Annotated in this window: 14 protein-coding genes and 2 tRNA genes; 7 read left to right on the top strand and 9 right to left on the bottom strand. The window is 41.6% G+C overall.

Annotation, left to right across the window (positions count from 1 at the left end; translation table 11 throughout):
- Nucleotides 1-106 precede the first annotated feature (106 nt).
- A complete protein-coding gene (locus BLS28_RS23670) occupies nt 107-1,255 on the top strand; it encodes a sensor histidine kinase (protein ID WP_091173329.1) in 1,149 nt (382 codons plus the stop codon).
- Nucleotides 1,252-1,944, top strand: a complete 693-nt coding sequence (locus BLS28_RS23675) for a LytR/AlgR family response regulator transcription factor (protein ID WP_091173333.1) — start codon at nt 1,252-1,254, stop codon at nt 1,942-1,944. The genes BLS28_RS23670 and BLS28_RS23675 overlap by 4 nt, the downstream gene beginning before the upstream one ends.
- 148 nt (nt 1,945-2,092) lie before the next feature.
- On the opposite strand, the gene BLS28_RS23680 is transcribed toward BLS28_RS23675, so the two are convergent.
- The 6 genes from BLS28_RS23680 to BLS28_RS23705 form a co-directional block, all read right to left on the bottom strand.
- The gene (locus BLS28_RS23680) at nt 2,093-4,543 is read right to left on the bottom strand and encodes an FtsX-like permease family protein (RefSeq protein WP_091173337.1); all 2,451 of its coding nucleotides are present in this window, start codon (nt 4,541-4,543) and stop codon (nt 2,093-2,095) included.
- A 182-nt stretch (nt 4,544-4,725) separates the two neighbouring features.
- Complete coding sequence (locus tag BLS28_RS23685) at nt 4,726-8,397, bottom strand: FtsX-like permease family protein (RefSeq protein ID WP_091173341.1); 3,672 nt, start codon at nt 8,395-8,397, stop codon at nt 4,726-4,728.
- A 232-nt stretch (nt 8,398-8,629) separates the two neighbouring features.
- Nucleotides 8,630-9,394, bottom strand: coding sequence for a type I methionyl aminopeptidase (gene map / locus BLS28_RS23690; protein ID WP_091173345.1), 765 nt, complete (start codon nt 9,392-9,394; stop codon nt 8,630-8,632).
- 174 nt (nt 9,395-9,568) lie between these two features.
- Nucleotides 9,569-10,138 carry a dihydrofolate reductase family protein gene (locus tag BLS28_RS23695; protein WP_091173348.1) on the bottom strand — a complete coding sequence of 190 codons (570 nt, stop codon included), beginning with the start codon at nt 10,136-10,138 and terminating at the stop codon, nt 9,569-9,571.
- 104 nt (nt 10,139-10,242) lie between these two features.
- A complete protein-coding gene (locus tag BLS28_RS23700) occupies nt 10,243-11,118 on the bottom strand; it encodes an alpha/beta fold hydrolase (protein WP_208102392.1) in 876 nt (291 codons plus the stop codon).
- A gap of 204 nt (nt 11,119-11,322) precedes the next feature.
- Nucleotides 11,323-11,922: a hypothetical protein gene (locus tag BLS28_RS23705; RefSeq protein ID WP_091173352.1), complete on the bottom strand. Its 600-nt coding sequence runs from the start codon at nt 11,920-11,922 to the stop codon at nt 11,323-11,325.
- A 179-nt stretch (nt 11,923-12,101) separates the two neighbouring features.
- On the opposite strand from BLS28_RS23705, the gene BLS28_RS23710 reads away from it, so the two are divergent.
- The 4 genes from BLS28_RS23710 (at nt 12,102) to BLS28_RS23725 (ending at nt 15,970) form a co-directional block, all read left to right on the top strand.
- Nucleotides 12,102-14,441 carry a hypothetical protein gene (locus BLS28_RS23710; protein WP_143020852.1) on the top strand — a complete coding sequence of 780 codons (2,340 nt, stop codon included), beginning with the start codon at nt 12,102-12,104 and terminating at the stop codon, nt 14,439-14,441.
- A gap of 211 nt (nt 14,442-14,652) precedes the next feature.
- Entirely contained in the window at nt 14,653-14,973 is a 321-nt protein-coding gene (locus BLS28_RS23715) for an ArsR/SmtB family transcription factor (RefSeq protein WP_091173358.1), read from the top strand.
- Nucleotides 14,970-15,470 carry an SRPBCC family protein gene (locus BLS28_RS23720; protein ID WP_091173362.1) on the top strand — a complete coding sequence of 167 codons (501 nt, stop codon included), beginning with the start codon at nt 14,970-14,972 and terminating at the stop codon, nt 15,468-15,470. The genes BLS28_RS23715 and BLS28_RS23720 overlap by 4 nt, the downstream gene beginning before the upstream one ends.
- Nucleotides 15,471-15,535: 65 nt before the next feature.
- A complete protein-coding gene (locus tag BLS28_RS23725) occupies nt 15,536-15,970 on the top strand; it encodes a VOC family protein (protein WP_091173365.1) in 435 nt (144 codons plus the stop codon).
- Between the two features lie 327 nt (nt 15,971-16,297).
- Here the strand turns inward: BLS28_RS23725 and BLS28_RS23730 are convergent, their stop codons facing one another.
- The 3 genes from BLS28_RS23730 to BLS28_RS23740 form a co-directional block, all read right to left on the bottom strand.
- Nucleotides 16,298-16,786: a hypothetical protein gene (locus tag BLS28_RS23730; protein WP_091173367.1), complete on the bottom strand. Its 489-nt coding sequence runs from the start codon at nt 16,784-16,786 to the stop codon at nt 16,298-16,300.
- Nucleotides 16,787-16,855: 69 nt separating this feature from the next.
- Nucleotides 16,856-16,927: transfer RNA gene (locus BLS28_RS23735), tRNA-Glu, on the bottom strand.
- A gap of 106 nt (nt 16,928-17,033) precedes the next feature.
- Nucleotides 17,034-17,108: transfer RNA gene (locus BLS28_RS23740), tRNA-Glu, on the bottom strand.
- A gap of 194 nt (nt 17,109-17,302) precedes the next feature.
- Here BLS28_RS23740 and BLS28_RS23745 point away from each other — a divergent pair.
- A complete protein-coding gene (locus BLS28_RS23745; protein WP_091173371.1) occupies nt 17,303-17,584 on the top strand; it encodes a DUF427 domain-containing protein in 282 nt (93 codons plus the stop codon).
- Nucleotide 17,585 lies beyond the last annotated feature (1 nt).

Consider the following 17,585-nt stretch of genomic DNA (forward strand, 5'->3'; position numbering starts at 1 on the left):
CCGGTGGCGTTAAGCCCGGATTTCAAAAATTGCCCGTTTAGCCGGCAAATCGCTATATTAACATCAATAATTTATGAATAAGCCGGGCTTAATATACTTTTGAAGAATGCACCGTATCAAGGTTAAACATATCATCGAGATACTGATCCATCTGGCGTTCTGGATAGGGGTGTACTATACCCTGAATTCGCTAACCAGCTCAACGGTCAAGATCCGGGTAAACCACAACGGAAAGATCATGGAAAGAAGTGAGGTAGACACCATTTTTCCGTATTCCCGCTTTACACTCGCGTTTCTGGCCCTGCTGTTTTACGGCAATATATTTTGGATCTTTAAAAAGGCGCTTCGGTATAAAAGCTTATTTGCAGGCATCGCTACCGCCGCGGGCTGGTTTATATTGGTCTTTCTTGCTAATTATATTTTAGTTGGTTCTAAATTGAACAATAGCCTACCCATGGGGCCTCCGCCCCCTGGTTTTGCAGCAGGCAAGGATGGCCTTAATCACCTGATACCAAATCATAACGCATTTTTTGCAATAGGGAACTGGGTGCACATGCAGCTCACCATGCTGCTTATTTTTTTAACTGCGGCTGGGCTTTCAATAGCCTATTTCTTTTTGAAAGAATGGGCCCGAACTGAACTGGTACGCAATCAGCTGGAGGCTTATCAACTGAGTACTGAGATCAAATTCCTTAAATCGCAGATCAATCCGCATTTCCTGTTTAATACCCTCAATAACCTGTTTTCGATGGCACAGGAAAAGGGGAATGATGAGCTTGCCGACGGGATTTCCAAACTTTCGGGCATGATGCGCTACATGATCTATGACAGCAATGCCGGTGGCGTGCCGCTAAATAAAGAAATAGCATACCTGGAAGACTGTATTACCCTGAATAAGCTGCGTTATGCAGATGATGAGGTAAAAGTGATATTTGATCACCCTGCGCAGACGGGAACTGTTGTCGTCGCTCTGATGCTATTTATCCCTTTTGTTGAAAATGCCTTTAAGCACGGCGTTTCTATTGGGCAAACATCCGGGATAGATATTGCCATTGTGCTTGCAGACCATAAGCTGATCTTTACCTGTGTCAATACCAAATATAGCGCCATCAAAAAAATGGAGGATGAAAAAAGCGGCATCGGGCTCGAAAATGTAAAGCGACGGCTCGATCTTTTGTACCCCGGCAAACATAACCTGCAGATCAATGAAGACCAGGGGAAATATATTGTTAAACTCGAAATTGACCTGGAATGATAACCTGCATTGCCATTGATGATGAGCCTAAGGCGCTTGAAGTGATAGAGCGCTATTGCCTTAAAACCAGCCTGGTTGATTTGAAAGCCACCTTTCGCGAACCGGTGAAGGCCATCGAATTCCTGAACCGCGAAAAGGTAGACCTTATTTTTCTGGATATTAATATGCCTGATATCAGCGGAATGCAGTTGGTGCAAACCTTGTCGCCCAGGCCAATGATCATTTTTACTACCGCTTATAGTCACTATGCGGTAGAAAGCTACGACCTGAACGCCCTCGATTACCTGTTGAAACCTATCACTTTTGAGCGCTTTCTTGCAGCCATAAATAAAGCGGTGGCAGCGCTATCTTCAAAAAATGGAGTAAGCAAAGAGGATGAGCCCACCGTTTTTATCAAAAGCGGTCCGCAAACTTACCAGGTTAAAGTAGATGAGATCTTGTATCTGGAAAAAGATGGTAATTATATCACCATTCACCTTAAAGACAGAAATATCCTGGTGCGTGAAAATATGGGGGATATTTTTGACCTTGTACCCGCAGCGGATTTTTTACGGGTGCATAAATCGTATGTGGTAGCTATCAAACATATTACCATGATCGAAGTACATCAGCTTATTATTAACGGCGAAAAAATCCCGATAGGCAGCACATACCGGGATCTTCTGCGCAGCAGGCTGGGGTTAAAATAATGTCCCCCATGTAAAATACGACGGCATTTACTTCAGGGGATATAAGGTTTAATGTTTAGAAATTTCTGACTTTAGTGGTGGCTTGACACCACTAAATAAAAACTGGTTTTTTGAAAGAATAATAAAGAATGTTTTTACAAAAGGCATTTTAATCGTTTCTTAAACTTTTTACCGGATTTGAGGAGGCCGTCCTTATTGTTTGAAAAGCTGATGTTAAAAATGCGGCAAACAACATTCCAATTCCACTAAGAACAAATATCCACCAGCTTATTGGCGTACGGTCCGCATAGCTTTGTAACCATTTATTCATTGCGAACCAGGCAAATGGCATAACCAATATAAAAGATAAAATAATTAATCTGGCTATCTCTGACGACAATAACTTTACTATTTGTGTTACCGACGCGCCAAGTACTTTTCTGATACCAATTTCCCGTGTGCGCCTGTTGGTATTAAAAATGGTTAGGCCGAGTAAGCCCAAACAACTGATTAATATAGACAGTCCGGTTGCCCAGCCAAGTAATTTCGATGTGCGCTGTTCGCCATCATAAAAACGGGCTACCTCTTCATCAAAAAAATGATAATCAAATTCAATATCTGGATAAACCTCCGTCCAGGCTTTTCTCATTCTGCCGATGGCATTGCTCCAATCGTTATTTCCGGTAGTTTGAGGCTTTAGCAAGATATGGAAAAACCGATCATTAAACCGGTAATGCGGGGTTTGTATAGACATGGGCATGATTGGGGCCCGGAGTGATTTCTGATAAAAATCAGCAACTACGCCAACTATCATCCTCTTATTGCCCTCATAATCAAAAGATGCCCCAACAGCATCCGCGGGGTTCTGAAAACCTATCATATGAGTATATTTTTCATTTACCAGTACGGCGGTCAGTGAATCTGCCGGTTGCAGGTTACGGCCGGCTAATAATTTTATGCGGTAAACTTTAAGGTAGTTCTCGTCGCCGTTTCGTTGTTGAAGCGTTGCTTTAACTTCTTTTTTTCCGTCGTTATAAGTTACTTCCCATACTCCGATCTTTTCATCAGCAGGCGGCTCGCTTCCGATACTCATTACGTCGATCTGGGGGATCTGACTTATTTTGTCTTTAAATAACTGTTGTTTGTTAGTATTTATCGTATTGAGAGGAGTACTTATGTTGATGATCCCATCTTTACTGAAGCCCATATCTTTATGCAGCGCATAAAAAACCTGTTTATTAACCAACAGCGTTGTCATGATGAAAAATTGGGCGATTATAAACTGCGTAACTGATAGCGATTTTCTAAGCAACGTTCCGCCGCTGTTGCCTGTATCTTTGTTCGGCAGGTTATGCAATACAGATACCGGCCGGTACCCGGAAAGGATAATTGCGGGGTACAACCCGGCCAGTAGGGTTACTGTTATCAGGAGTGTGAATAAAAACAGCAACAGGTTACTATCAAAATAATTAACAGATACGCCCGGTGGGATAAAATCTGCAAAGAATTTCAGTATCACCGGTGTCAGTACCATGGCTATGCAGATGGCAACAAGTGTGATAACCAAAGTTTCGCTCAAAAACTGTACAATTAGCTGCCATCTGCTGCTACCCATAGTTTTACGGATCCCAATTTCTTTGGCCCGCTGTGCAGCCTGCGCTGTTGAAAGATTAATAAAATTGATGGATCCGAGCAATAACAGAAATCCGGCAGCAATGAGTAAACTATATAGCGTAGTCTTGTTTGCCCGCCTCCCTTTTTCAAAATTGGCATATACCGGGTCGAAATGCAGGTCGCGGAATGATTGTAAATGTTCAGTCTGGCCGTCTCCAGGCCTTAGTTCCTTATTGTATTTTTTCAGCAACCCGTTGATCCGCTCTTCTATGTCAGCGGCATTCGCATGTTTATCAATCTTAATGAATAATTGCCACACCACACCCGGCCACTCGGTTAAACGGGTCATGTTTTTCAGATTAGCATTATGCAAACAGGTTGGATAGGATATAAAATCCTTAAAATAAAAATCGGTATTTTGAGCGGGAGTTTGAACTATGCCCGAAACGGTTGTTTTGATGCTGTCATATATAACCGTTTTGCCCAATAATTGGTTGTAAGGGGCATTGGGGAAATATTTCCTGGCCTGATCAGAGGTAAGTACCACCTGGTATGGCTCTCGAAGTGCTGTAGCTGGCGAACCTGCCAGCCATTTGTAATTAAACAGATTAAAATATTCATCATCAGCCAGTACAATACTACTTTCACCTCTGAATTTAACCGGACTTGATGTTTCATCGGGGACCTGTACATCAGTGTTTTTCATTTCTAAAAAGCGGGTGGCAGTTTTTATACCAGGTGCTTCTGTTTTTACTATTGCGGGAAGCGGGCCATTTACCATGCCCAATTTGGCTACTACCTTATCCATGTATGAAAAGTCCGTTACGACCCTGTAAATCCTGTCACTATCGTTGTGAAACCTATCGAAACTGAGATCAAAACTTACGATAACATAAATAGCCAGGGCCGCACTGACACCAATAGCCAATCCCACTATATTTACGAAAGTAAAAAAACGGTGCGCCCGGAAATTGCGAAGCGCTGCTTTAAAATAGTTTTTGATCATGGCTGTATTGATATGTGAGGTTGATGTTAAGGTTTAGCGGCTGCGTTCCGCATAGGGTTTAATTAGATTCTTTATGCGATCAATTTAAAGAATTTAATTTGTTAAAAGTAAATAATTCAACATATTATATTGAACCAAATCCATTTAATATCTTTGTTTGCCTGCCAAACTGAACCACTTAATCATTCACTCCTCAAACTCTTCACCGGATTAGCTTTCGCGGCTTTTATTGCCTGGAAACTTATGGTTGCAAGTGCAATAACAATTGCTGCCATTCCACCCGCCGCAAATAGCCACCAACTGATATTGATGCGGTAAACATAAGCTTGCAGCCACTGGTGCATGTAATACCATGCAATGGGGGTAGCGATGGCAAAGGCGATAGCAATGAGTATAATAAACTCTTTCGAAAACAAATAAACGATGCTGCCTGACGTAGCGCCAAGTACTTTGCGGATGCCGACTTCTTTTATCCGTTGTACAGCCATGAACGAGGCTAAGCCATACAAACCCAGGCAGCTTAGAAGTATCGCGATAGCTGCAAAAATTTTATACAACTGGGCTAACTGATTTTCCTGTTTGTAAAAACTTGCAATTTTATCATCCAAAAACCGGTATTCATAAACAAAATTGGGAAATGTTTTTTCGAACACTTGTTTAACAGATTGCATAGTCGAAAAAACATTCGTGGTTTTAAGCTTTATGCCGGCCTGATTATACATGGTGATGTTTGTGGCGATAAGTAATGGTGCAAGGCCGTGTCGGAAAGACCTGTCATTAAAATCTTTTAATACGCCAACAACCGGGCATTTTATTACACCATCCCATATGCTGATTTCCTTGTTCAATATATCCCCGGGGTTTTTAATCCCTAAGCTTTTTACAAACGATTCGTTTACCAAAAACTCCCGGGTTAAAGGAGAGGGCTGAAGGTTTCTTCCTGCTATCAACTTTAGTTTGTAGGTGGGTACGTAGCCTTCGTCGGCAAATTTGGTAATCGCCTTGAAACCTGTTTCTTTTGTTGCGTGGTCAAACCTGACTGCGCTCCACGTATCATTACCGTTTTCAATCGGGGTGTTCGAACTGTAGCATACCGCTTGTACGCCATTTATGGATAATAACTGGTCCCTCAAATAACTCAGCCTGCTCATTCGAAGACTATCTACCCGGAACGGAATATTAACAATTGTTTCTTTATCGAAGCCTAAAGGCTGATCCATAAAATAGTTCATTTGCTTTACAATAACGAGCGTTCCGATGATCAGTGCCTGCGCAATGATGAATTGAAACACCACCAGGCCCCTTCTTAATGAAATTCCCTTTGCGGGATCTGTTGTAAGTTTACTTTTTAAAGCATTAACAGGATTGAAACGCGATAAAACAATAGAAGGATAAAAACCCGCTAATGCAGTTACAACAACTGCTACAGCCAGGAGGAATAAAATAATTGAAGGATTGCTGAATATGTTGAATGAAAGCGACAACTCTAAAAGCCGGCTTATATAAGGTAATGCAAGCATGGTAATAGCAACTGCAAGTAATACAGCGCTTGCTACGATCAAAAATGTTTCGACAATGAACTGGAGTTGCAATTGCGATTTATTGCTCCCCAAAACCTTCCTGACACCAACCTCTTTTGCCCGGTTAACAGCCTGCGCGGTAGAGAGGTTGATAAAGTTTACACAGGCAATGAGCAGGATGAACGCGGCAATTAACCACAATACATTGAGCAACTGATGGCTGGCTGTTTGATTGCTGTAGTTGCCTGTTTGTGAATCATAATGAACAACATTTAATGATTGTATAATATGGCTGTCCTTGTTATCAGAAGATTGTACTTTTTGTGAATAAGCTCTCAGCTGTTGATTAAAATTGTCGGCAGAAAGGCTCTGAGGTAACAAAATATAGCAGCCAAAATCAGTTACCGTTCTGTTCCAATCTGTAGATTTTGCTAAATAGTCTCCTGTAAACCCAGTGCCAAAGCTAACAACAAGTTTGAGCTGAAAGTCGGAATTTGGGGGAATGGTCGCCAGGATCCCCGACACTTTTAATACGTCTGTGCCATGCTCAAACATAAAGCCGCCCATTTGCAATTTAATGGTTTTACCCATTGCCGATTTCCAGTCGCCAAAATACTTTTCAGCAACCTCTTTGGTAAGCAGTACGTTGTCAGGATCTTTTAATGAAGCGTATGAGCCGGCAAGCAGCGGGAAGTTGAAAATTTTAAAGAACGACGGATTGGTGTAAAACAGGCCCCTTTGTTCCTTAAACATTTTTACTGTGACGCCGTTTTCGTCAGGTATAATTAACTGGTCATTCTGGCTTGCAAAAATTGGGGCAACTTGTTCTATTTGGGGGAAAGCCGTTTTTAATCCTAAAGGCAACGGAAAGGGGATATCTTTGCCATAGGTAATATCGCCAGTTTCTGCGTGATGGTATTCGGTTAGCACACGATAGGCACGGTCTTTCTTTGGGTGAAAACTATCAAAGCTTGTTTGAAACTGTATAATGATAAAGATCACCATACAAACAGCAATACCTACGGCCAGGCCGGTAATGTTAATAGCGGCATAGCTTTTATTGCGTGTTAAATTACGCCAGGCGATTTTGAAATAATTTTTAAACATAAAGTTGCGGTTTGTTTTATCATGAGACCATTTAGGAGCGGTTTCATGATTCAAAACTACCGGCGCAAATTGGGTATCGCTTCTCAACTTATAAGTTGGGTATTCTTTTTTTAAGTTGTTTTTATATTCCTGCGGGCTTTTCCCGGTCACCTGCTTGAAAATGCGGCTAAAGGTACTTTGGGAGTTAAATCCCGATTCAAACGCTATCCCTAAAAGGGTGATATGATCATTAGCGGGGTCCTGCATTTTCCGCGCAGCAGCCTGTACCCGGTATTCATTAATAAAATCATTGAAGCTTTTTTTGAGCACAGTATTGATGATCCGTGATAACTCATGGGTATGCATACCGAGCTTTTCGGCGAGGGAGCTTAAACTCAACTCAGGATCCTGGTAGTAATTATTTTCTTTAACAACCCGCTTTAACCAAGCGCCTTTTCGCTTCAGCTCCGCTGGTAGTAATGGTTTAAAAACCGGTAAGCTATCTGCCTGTGCGGTAATTTCCGGCCTTGAAAATGCTCTTGCCGCCATCCAGATAAGCATGGACATTAGCAGGAAATACAAAGGGTAGTAGGCCTGTATGCCCAATTGGTAATCATAATAAAAATAGTCGGCAGCTATAAAAGGGATCCACAACAGCCATAACAACCCGAAGCCTGTCAGTAGGTTATGTATCCATTTCAACTCATGCCGGTACCGGTCGCCTCCGTTAAATTTTAGCTCCTGGTAAAAGTTTTCGATCAGCTTGCGGCACCGGTATAGATAAATAATGACCGAGATAAATGCTAATAGTAGTAATACAGGGTTTATTCGTTGAAATATCAGCGTATCATAAGTTGCTCGGCCTGTTTTTATACTTTCCAGTACTTCTAAAGCCCAGGCGCTTAGTTCGACTAACAAGGGGCTGAAATGCAGCAGGTCCCTGCGGGTGAATTTATACTCCGGCCGGGTTATTTTAAGTACATAAAAGAAAATGAGCGGGCCAAATGCCAGCGAAAACTGCAGCGGCAGCCGGCCCCAGTTGGTAATATAGGTTGACAGCCCGATATCGGTGCCGAGGATCCGAAATATCCAAAAAGCAGCAATAGCCAGTATCGTCGCCAACAACCGGTTTGCCGACTGGTTTGTTTTCCTGGTGAACCATAAAAGCAGGATAAAAGTGAGGCCGATAAACAGCATCCCAAAAAACGCAGCGTCATAAAGGGTGATATGGAATGTATACGGCTTCAAGCAAATGAATGAGGTTAATAACTACTCCAAATTAATAAAATACTAATGGATAATAGGTTAACGGGTAAATTAAATCTAAAATACACGGTTCTGCTTTGCAGCGTTTTTTAAATGACTGTATACCCTCGGCTTGTCATAGCATGCGCACAAAAAAGCCGCTCGGTTTGGTAAAGCGGCTTAGTAGTTATCTAATACATACTTCAGGGTATTGCCTGATCTGTTCCAAAAAGAATTAATCCCAAATACCGTTCTGTGCGGTAAATATTACCGGCTCACCGCCGGTTACCATAATGGTGTGCTCGTGCTGTGCAACAAAACCACCTTTATTGCCAATTAATGTCCAGCCATCGGCTTGAGTATCGGCAATTGTCGACCGTGTTGAAATGAATGTCTCTATCGCCACCACCGAATTCTTTTTAAAGCGCGCAGTGTTATACCTGTCGCAGAAGTTGGCAACTTCATGCGGCTCTTCGTGCAAACTGCGGCCAACACCATGTCCGGTCAGGTTTTTTATTACCGTGTAGCCGGCTTTTTTGGCTTCAGTTTCAATTAACCTGCCGATCTCCGAAATCCGGACACCGCCTTTAATGTTTTTGATCGCTTTTTTTAAGATCTCTTTCGAGGCCTCCACCAGTTTGCCATAGCCGTGGATATCCTGCCCTAAAACGAAGGACCCGCCGTTATCGGCCCAGTAACCATTTAGCTCTGCCGATACATCTATATTTACCAGGTCGCCTTCTTTAAGGATCTTATCGGCCGAAGGTATACCGTGCGCTGCTTCCTCATTCACGCTTATACAAGTATGTCCCGGGAAATTGTAGGTTAACAAAGGTGCAGATCTTGCACCCAGTTGTGCCAGTAATTCGCCGCCGTATTCGTCAAGCTCTTTTGTAGAGATACCCGGTTTTGCGTACTCCCGCATCCTCCTGAGCGTAATGGCTACAGCATCACTTGCCTGCTGCATCCCAATTTTTTCGTCTTCGGTAGTTATCGACATTCTTAAATTTTTATCTGTTGCAAAATTAACAATTAAATGCAGTTGGCACGGTTTATCAAATGTCAGTTTGTAAGGGTAGGTGCTGTGTTCCCGGACGTAATTAAAAAAGCCGCTCTATTTTTGTAAAGTGGCTTTGTAGTGTGTTTGGGAAATTCTTCCCTCCGGGGCGAAAAGTTATTTTTTCAACGTGCCGACGTGCCGGTACGTGTTGATGAGCAAACCTGTGGGCGTACTCTTCGAGTTAACAAAAGCAAGTTCCCGGGCGTCAATAGTGTCCGACAATAAGCGTTTACCCCGGCCAAGCAATACCGGGTAGGTGATGAGCACAACCTCGTCAGCCAGTCCCTGGTCAAGCAACACAGAAGTTAGCGTTGAACTTCCTACAACGATCAGGTCGGGGCCATCGGTTGATTTGAGATCGCGAATAGACGCTATAACGTCCTCGCCCAAACCCTTTACCGGCCCCCATTCCAGGCTGTCGGGCCTGTGGGTTACTATGTATTTTGTTGCGGCATTTATAGCATTTGCCATTGGGAAATCTCCGGCAGTAGGCCAAAATCCGCTAAATATATCGTAAGTGTGGCGGGCAAGCAGCAGGTCGAAGTTTGGCCCGTATGCCTCCAGGAGGGTTGCCGCCCCGGCAGGACTGCGATAGGGTGTTGTCCATGCGCCATAGGTATAGTCTCCGTCATGTTCTATCACACCATCCAGCGAGATATGTTCAAAAATTCTGATTTTTCTCATTTATGTATAATTGGTTTATAGATAAATCTGTCATTTATATTCTCCGTTTGAAAATGGAATTTGCTCAAAATTTCAAACTCCTTATTTTCAAAACTGAAGATTTGTTATTGTAAAAAGCCATTCAGAAGATCCAAGATAGTTTTGGTCTGCTGCATTAAGCCCACATGGCTCTGCGCCGGTACAATGGCTAAATGCGATTTTGGCATGGGGGCTAAATCTGCAGCTACACCACCGCCCAATAATTGGTATGTTTTTGCCAACTCCACTTTGTCCAGCCCGTCATTATCGCCAGAAATAAGCAACACCGGCGAGGCGATTTTTGCAATATTGGCATCACCCACGTCAAAGGGTACCCCGGCAAAAACAATCATTTGTTCTATAAACTTTCTCCATTTCGTTTTGTCGGGTGCTACTGCATCATATGCAGTTTTTAAAGGGGTATTATCAAAAAATTCAGGCTTAAAGCCTTTAAAACCACCATTTACCACAGGTAGCCAGCCATTAGTTTTGTAGGTGGATGAAATGATCACCAATTTTTTCACCCTTTTAGGGCTTTTTACGGCGAACTGGTAAGCTATAGAGCCTCCCATGCTGTATCCTGCAACATCGGCACTATCAATTTTTAAAAAATCCATTACTCCTTCCACATCACTTGCCAGGGTAGCAATGTCTAATTTTCTGTCCGAATATGGCGTATGTCCGTGCCCCTGCATTTCAAGGGCAATTACCTTTCTTGTTTTTGAGAGTTCAGGGATTAACTGCGCCCAGTTCAGCTCAATGGTATAAAATGCACCGTGCAGCAAAACGATAGGCTTACCCTCGCCATAAACTTCGTAATAAACTTTGATGCCATTAACCGGTGCATAGCCACTGGCGGCAGGCTTAAGCTGTTGCCCTTTACATTGAAATATTGTAAAAAGAAACATAGCAATTATCAATACCGGTTGGATGACATTAGATCCTTTAAATACTCTTTTCATGGAATGTTAGTTTAATTGTTTCGATTTGATTGACAATACAAAGATGGTGGGTATTTTAGGCTTGTGTACTGTGTGAAAACGACAAGTTGCGGGGTGGATCGCGACACAGATGTTGCCGGTATTGTTTTATTTAAGCCCTAGTTATGTACCGAAAGTAAGAATGCGACCTGTTTTAACAGTATGATTGTACCTTGCAGGAACTGATTAATAACCATGTTTCCTGTAATACAGGTCCCAGATATACTTGTAATTACCAATAGGCCCGGCCGATGGATCGGTGGCATTAAATACATATTCGTGATGCACAGTGAGGGTGGAATCCGTAAACTGTCTCAACACCATTTTATCCGAAACGGGCGTCAAGGTAGGCGGCGAATTTGGAGGGCCACCATAATATATCGTATTTAAACCAGCCAGGTAGGAGGATACGGATAAACTGCTGTCAGCAAGCCGATAAGTCCCGGCAACTTCGTCCTTCACCACTCCATATGTTGAAAGTGCCGGGTACCAGTCCATCGCTAAACACGTATAAGTGCTGTCGTTATTAAAAATTACGTAAGCTAAATTATAAGGAGCAGCTGCGCCGGTGGTATTCGATATTTCTGCACCATCCCGATATTTTACGAATTTTTCTGCGCTTACATCCCACCGGCCAACCAATGTTACTGGGGGCGGTGTGATAATAACCGGTTTTTTCAGCGAATCGGGACTCGGCTTTGAAAGGGTAGCATTATCACTTTTACGACATGAGGCGGCGCAAATAATTGCAAGAAGGCAGGAAAATAGGAGTAGCAGTCTTCTCATCGTTATTGGAATGATAATCAGTTGATTTAAAAGTAGTAATAAAATAGAAGATTTAGTAATGGTTGTAAATCAATATATTAGAAAAACAATAAAACCTATAGCTGATGACCTTATCCAAGTACGGAATATTTAAAAAAAGTCAAAAACATGCGCTGTGCGGCAGGCTCGGATTTATTATAATGATCAATTTTTTATGCCACCCAAGTTTTGCACAAGATGGCGATTTGAAAACGCAGGATTTCCAGGATCGGCAGAAATTCAGTAAAATATACGTTCATCTTGATCGTGATAATTACGTACCCGGCGATACTGTCTGGTTTAAAGCTTATTTGGTTCGGGCAGGGAATATCAAAGAAGCATCCAGGAACTTTTATTTTGAAATTTATACTACAGACGGTCATCTGGAAAGACGGGTTACAGCGCCGATCTACGAATCGACCGCTTCGGGTAGTATTATTTTGCCAGACACTAAGGATTTGCAAGATGTGTATTGCCGTGCATATACTTTGAATTTTTTAAAAGAAACCAAGGGTAAGGGTTACATTAAAAGGATTACGGTATCTCAAATTAATGTATCAAAAACAAGCCAGGATTCCACTACTGTATTACCTCGCTTTTTGCCCGAAGGGGGCTATTGGATTGATGGGCTTCCTTCTCTTGTTGCCTTTAGTTTCACTGATAATAGTGATATGCCAGTAAATGTTACGGGTGTTGTGAAATGTAATGGTAAAGTGCTTGCTGACTTTAAAACGCAACATGACGGGATGGGAAGCATGACAATGATTCCGGAAGCCGGGAAAGAATACATTGCGGAATGGAAAACCGCTGACGGATTAGACCATCATATGGAACTTCCGCAAAGAAAGCACCACGGTGTGGGCATACACGTTAATGATGTTAGGGATGGGAAAAAGTTTTTCGTATACCGCACAAAACTTGTGGATGAAAATGATAAAAACCTCACCCTCATTGCAACGATTGACGGATACCAGATTTACGAAGCAAAAATTAACCTCTCGCAAAGTGAAGCAATAAATGGTGTTGTTCCATTGAAGGATTTGCCAACGGGTATAATGGAAATTAAATTGCTGAATGCGGCTGGCGTTCCTATAGCCGGGCGTTTAACTTTCGTGAACAATTTAAACTACTTCTTTGAAGTAGATACACAGTTTACAACGGTAGATAAGCGAAAGCGCGGGCTTAATCAAATTCTGCTATCGGTGAAAGATACGCTTAGGTCGAATATTTCAGTTTCTATATCTGATTATAATTGGTCAAATCACGCTAACTGGGACGATAATATCATTTCAAACCTGCTTTTAACCGGGGAACTCAGAGGTAAAATCGTCAATCCTTACTATTATTTTTCAAACAAAATTGATAGTGTATCGGGAGCCCTTGATTTGGTAATGCTGACTCACGGCTGGAGAAAATATGAATGGACTGATACAACCTGGAAGCAAACAGTTAATTCGTTTGTTGATCACAATTATTTAGCGATAGACGGAAAGAAGAATGCGGGGTTAAAATTATCTAAAGGCCCCTCAGATACTGACATTAGCGTTATTATCCAGGCAGCTGATTCGAGCTCCGTTTTGGTACCTCTTGAAACTGGTAAGTCTGGGACTTTTTTCAAAGATGGCCTGATATTTTATGGCGATGCGAAGTTATATTTCAGAACCAGGGATAAAACGATACAGGAAGGTTTGTATAAAATCCCTATCAGCAATGGGCTGATCGACAGTATTCAAACATTAAATTATAGCTTAAAAGAGGAGTTGCCCGAGCTGCCCGGTTACAATAAAAAATTATTTAGCATTCCTGTTGAGTATATTTTAAACGGGAATGTTAAAACTTTGAAAGAAGTCAGGATACAGGCAAAAGCCCTTCCGGAAAATGAAAAAGTTGATAAAATCTATACATCAGGCGTTTTCAGCGGAGGTATCTCCAAAAACTTTAATATTGGGAACGATAAGAAAGCTGAAACCTTTGTTTCACTTTTTCAATACCTTTTAGGAAAAATTCCGGGTTTAGAAATCTCAAATGCTATATCACTCAATCCTACCGCGACATGGAGGAGGGACTCTGTTACCTTCTTTCTTAACAATCAAAAAAGTTCAGCATATGATATCCGTAGCATTGGGATGACCGAGTTTGACTACGTTAAGGTATATGATCCATCAATGGGAGGGATTTTCGGTGCATCCGGAGGAGTTATTGCTGTGTATACAAAAAAAGGAAGGGGGTATGATTTCGATAGTCAGGGAAACAAATATGCCACAATTCGGGGTTACTCTCCGGTAATAAAATTTTATTCGCCCCGGTATGCAACAGGGGTAAACCTGGCAAATCCGGATTATCGGAAAACCTTATATTGGAATCCCAATATAATATTCAACAAGAAAATGAAAGAGTATGTGATACGATTCTATAATAACGACCTGGCCAACAGATTTAAATTGGTGATTGAAGGTCTAAATTCAAATGGCAGGCTAACACATATTGAAAAGATATTTTGAAATGCAGATAACTTCAGAAAAAGTACCTTCAATCTCATTGCCGACACATTTATGCTGATATTAACTCCATGCCTGAATTATGAAAATCTCGTGTCCTAACTCATAAGCTCTCTACAATCTCGTCAACCATCTAAAAAATAATCGCAAATAAATTTGCGCAACTCAAAAGTTGCATATATATTTACGCAACTTAAAAGTTGCGCGTTTTAAAATGAAACAAGATCTATTCCAGGCCATAGCCGATCCGACACGCAGGGCGATTTTAACTTTAATTGCTATTAAGGCGTTAACGCCTAATGCAATGGCCGAAAAATTTGATATGACCCGGCAGGCAGTATCTAAACATATTAAAGTACTGCATGAATGTGAACTGATTAAACCTGAGCACTCGGGCAGGGAAATTTATTATCACTTTAATGCAAAGAAAATGCAGGAGTTTGATAATTGGTTGGCCCAATTCAGGCAAAGCTGGGAAACACAGTTTAATCAGCTCGACAAAGTATTATCAACAATTAAACAACAAAAAATATGAACAACGATTTGCTATTTGATTTTACCGTTGATAAAGTAGCGCAAAAGGTATTTATAACCCGGGAGTTTGATGCCGGGCTTGACCTGGTATGGGATGCTTTTACCAAACAGGAAATACTTGACCAGTGGGCTGCACCCGCACCAATGCGCTCTAAAACCAAATACATGAATTTTGAAGTTGGGGGACGAAGATTTTACGCCATGATAAGCCCCGACGGGCAAGAACGCTGGCTGTTGCAGAAATACACCTCTATTACGCCCAAAACCAATTTTCAATTATACAATTCTTTTGCCGACAAAGATGAAAATCCCGAATTACCGGGCTCCGAATGGGATTATAATTTCAGCGAACAAGAAGGCATAACCACAGTGAATATTTCCATTTATAATGAATCGCTCGAACGAATGGAGCGCTTAACCGATGGTTTCACCAAAGGAATGATGCTGATGTTGAAAAACCTGGACGATCTGTTTTCAACCTTATCGCAAAAATCATAAGGTGAAATGAATATTAATAACCGAAGAGTTAAACAAAAAACATAACAATTTAAAAACTAAAAATTATGAGAGCAATTAATCCCTGGATCAACTTCAATGGCAACGCTCAGGAAGCATTCAGTTTTTACAAATCAGTTTTTGGCGGAGAGTTCACCAGGATCATTCGCTTCAAAGACTTAGCTGGCCCTGAATTCCAGGTGGCGGAAAGCGAAGAAAACAAAATAATGTACATTGGACTACCTATCGGTAAACACAATGTGTTGATAGCTAACGATGTTCCTGGATTTATGGGGAAGGTAAGCGAAAACGAAAACAGGTCTAAAATATATGCGAGCGCCGAAAGTCGTGAAGAAGCCGACAAAATATTTAACGGACTATCAGCCGGAGGAGAGGTCGAAGGGCCGATTGGCGACAGTCCGTGGGGTACATACGCCGGTATGTTCAGGGATAAATATGGTATTGAATGGATTGTGGAGTTTGATCCGGGGTATAAGGGGTAAAATCAAGGGGAAGGAAATGCAGCTCGGTTGGTTCAGACCTGCTGCATGTTTCAGAATCCAACGAAAAGGCTGATTAACGACAGGTTTAATCGGCTTTTTCGTTGGATGTAGTTGACTTGTTTTAAAGTTTATGTGTGCTAAACCTCGCATTGTCATTCCTTGTTGTTATTTCTGCCCTTCTTTATCTTTAAATCCGGTAATGGAATTTCCATCATAGCGATATATAGCATCATCAGCACCAAAGCAAATACACCCGTTGTTGCCCTAATAACGCCCGTTATTCGAAATGGAAGGAATGAATTCAGTTCGATGTTTTCAGTGAACCTGTTAAAGATACTTTCGCCCTATGAGCTCACATTTTTTTGTGACATTCCAAAAAGCAAACCCGGCTTTTCCGGATGGGATCAACCAATATACAATTTCACGTCTTTGGGTTTCCAAACCGAACTCGGCAAAATATCCATCCGACTTAATTCCTATTGGCGCCCCTTCTATCCTTATTGATTTATAACCACTGTGCCACGTAAACTCTGTATAAAAAATAGAATCAAGATCAGATTCGCCTATCCTTATGAATCTATGAGTGGTATTCAATACAAATCCGGCATTGCCGCAATTGAGCAAGAATACGGGCTTTTCGTGCTCATCTAAATTTGCTCGCTGAAGAAGTGCCTGTTGGAGACCTTCAGGTATAAGATCAAAAAAGGTGAAAGCTTCAGACCCTGAAAAAGAATCTCTGTCCTTACGATGATAAGAAAGGAACCAATGCTGCATTAAAGCAGATATTTGATCAGGCGTTTTAAGAAACTTCTCCATGTGGATTTCTGAAATGAGACAAAGGTTCTAAAAATAAAAAAGCCGCTTTACTTTCGCAAAGCGGCTTCGTAGCCCGTAGGGGAATCGAACCCCTGTTTGAAGAATGAAAATCTCCTGTCCTAACCCCTAGACGAACGGGCCTTTTTTATTTTGTTTCCTGTAACTTGCATTACACAATCCCGGAAAACGCTGGATTGATAACGTATTAAAAAACCCCAGATCTTTCGATTTGAGGTTTCGCGTCTTGTGGTAGCCCGTAGGGGAATCGAACCCCTGTTTGAAGAATGAAAATCTCCTGTCCTAACCCCTAGACGAACGGGCCTTTTTTATTGTTTCCCTTGATTTGGGATTGCAAAGATAGAGTTTAAATAATAAAATTAAAATAAAGAATAAAAAAAATCCAAATTGTTGATGAAAGTTGTTGTATATCAATTAAATAAAATAAAAAATTAAGATGGGGCTTGCAAACCTTGCAGGGTTAAAGCTATCTTTATTCCATAAATCAATCATCTTTTTATGAAAGCTATCTGGAATAACCAGGTCATTGCCGAAAGCAATGACACTATTGTTGTTGAAAATAATCATTATTTCCCTAAAGAAAGTGTTAAGGCCGAGTATCTTAAACCGTCCGATGTGCATACAACCTGCCCGTGGAAGGGACTGGCATCATATTATTCCCTCGAAGTTGACGGCAAAGAAAACCAGGATGCTGCCTGGTATTATCCCGAACCAAAGGATGCCGCAAAAAACATTACTAACTATGTGGCGTTTTGGAAGGGCGTGAAAATTACCGAATAAA

This window comes from Mucilaginibacter gossypii, assembly GCF_900100945.1.
GTDB lineage: Bacteria > Bacteroidota > Bacteroidia > Sphingobacteriales > Sphingobacteriaceae > Mucilaginibacter > Mucilaginibacter gossypii.

What these genes read in the sequence shown, in the direction of transcription:
- BLS28_RS23705 (WP_091173352.1), bottom strand. Translation starts at nt 11,922, where the DNA reads ATGAGAAGACTGCTACTCCTATTTTCCTGCCTTCTTGCAATTATTTGC.
- BLS28_RS23725 (WP_091173365.1), top strand. Translation starts at nt 15,536, where the DNA reads ATGAGAGCAATTAATCCCTGGATCAACTTCAATGGCAACGCTCAGGAA.
- BLS28_RS23730 (WP_091173367.1), bottom strand. Translation starts at nt 16,786, where the DNA reads ATGGAGAAGTTTCTTAAAACGCCTGATCAAATATCTGCTTTAATGCAG.
- BLS28_RS23715 (WP_091173358.1), top strand. Translation starts at nt 14,653, where the DNA reads ATGAAACAAGATCTATTCCAGGCCATAGCCGATCCGACACGCAGGGCG.
- BLS28_RS23700 (WP_208102392.1), bottom strand. Translation starts at nt 11,118, where the DNA reads ATGAAAAGAGTATTTAAAGGATCTAATGTCATCCAACCGGTATTGATA.
- BLS28_RS23720 (WP_091173362.1), top strand. Translation starts at nt 14,970, where the DNA reads ATGAACAACGATTTGCTATTTGATTTTACCGTTGATAAAGTAGCGCAA.
- BLS28_RS23675 (WP_091173333.1), top strand. Translation starts at nt 1,252, where the DNA reads ATGATAACCTGCATTGCCATTGATGATGAGCCTAAGGCGCTTGAAGTG.
- BLS28_RS23670 (WP_091173329.1), top strand. Translation starts at nt 107, where the DNA reads ATGCACCGTATCAAGGTTAAACATATCATCGAGATACTGATCCATCTG.
- map (WP_091173345.1), bottom strand. Translation starts at nt 9,394, where the DNA reads ATGTCGATAACTACCGAAGACGAAAAAATTGGGATGCAGCAGGCAAGT.
- BLS28_RS23695 (WP_091173348.1), bottom strand. Translation starts at nt 10,138, where the DNA reads ATGAGAAAAATCAGAATTTTTGAACATATCTCGCTGGATGGTGTGATA.
- BLS28_RS23680 (WP_091173337.1), bottom strand. Translation starts at nt 4,543, where the DNA reads ATGATCAAAAACTATTTTAAAGCAGCGCTTCGCAATTTCCGGGCGCAC.
- BLS28_RS23710 (WP_143020852.1), top strand. Translation starts at nt 12,102, where the DNA reads ATGATCAATTTTTTATGCCACCCAAGTTTTGCACAAGATGGCGATTTG.
- BLS28_RS23745 (WP_091173371.1), top strand. Translation starts at nt 17,303, where the DNA reads ATGAAAGCTATCTGGAATAACCAGGTCATTGCCGAAAGCAATGACACT.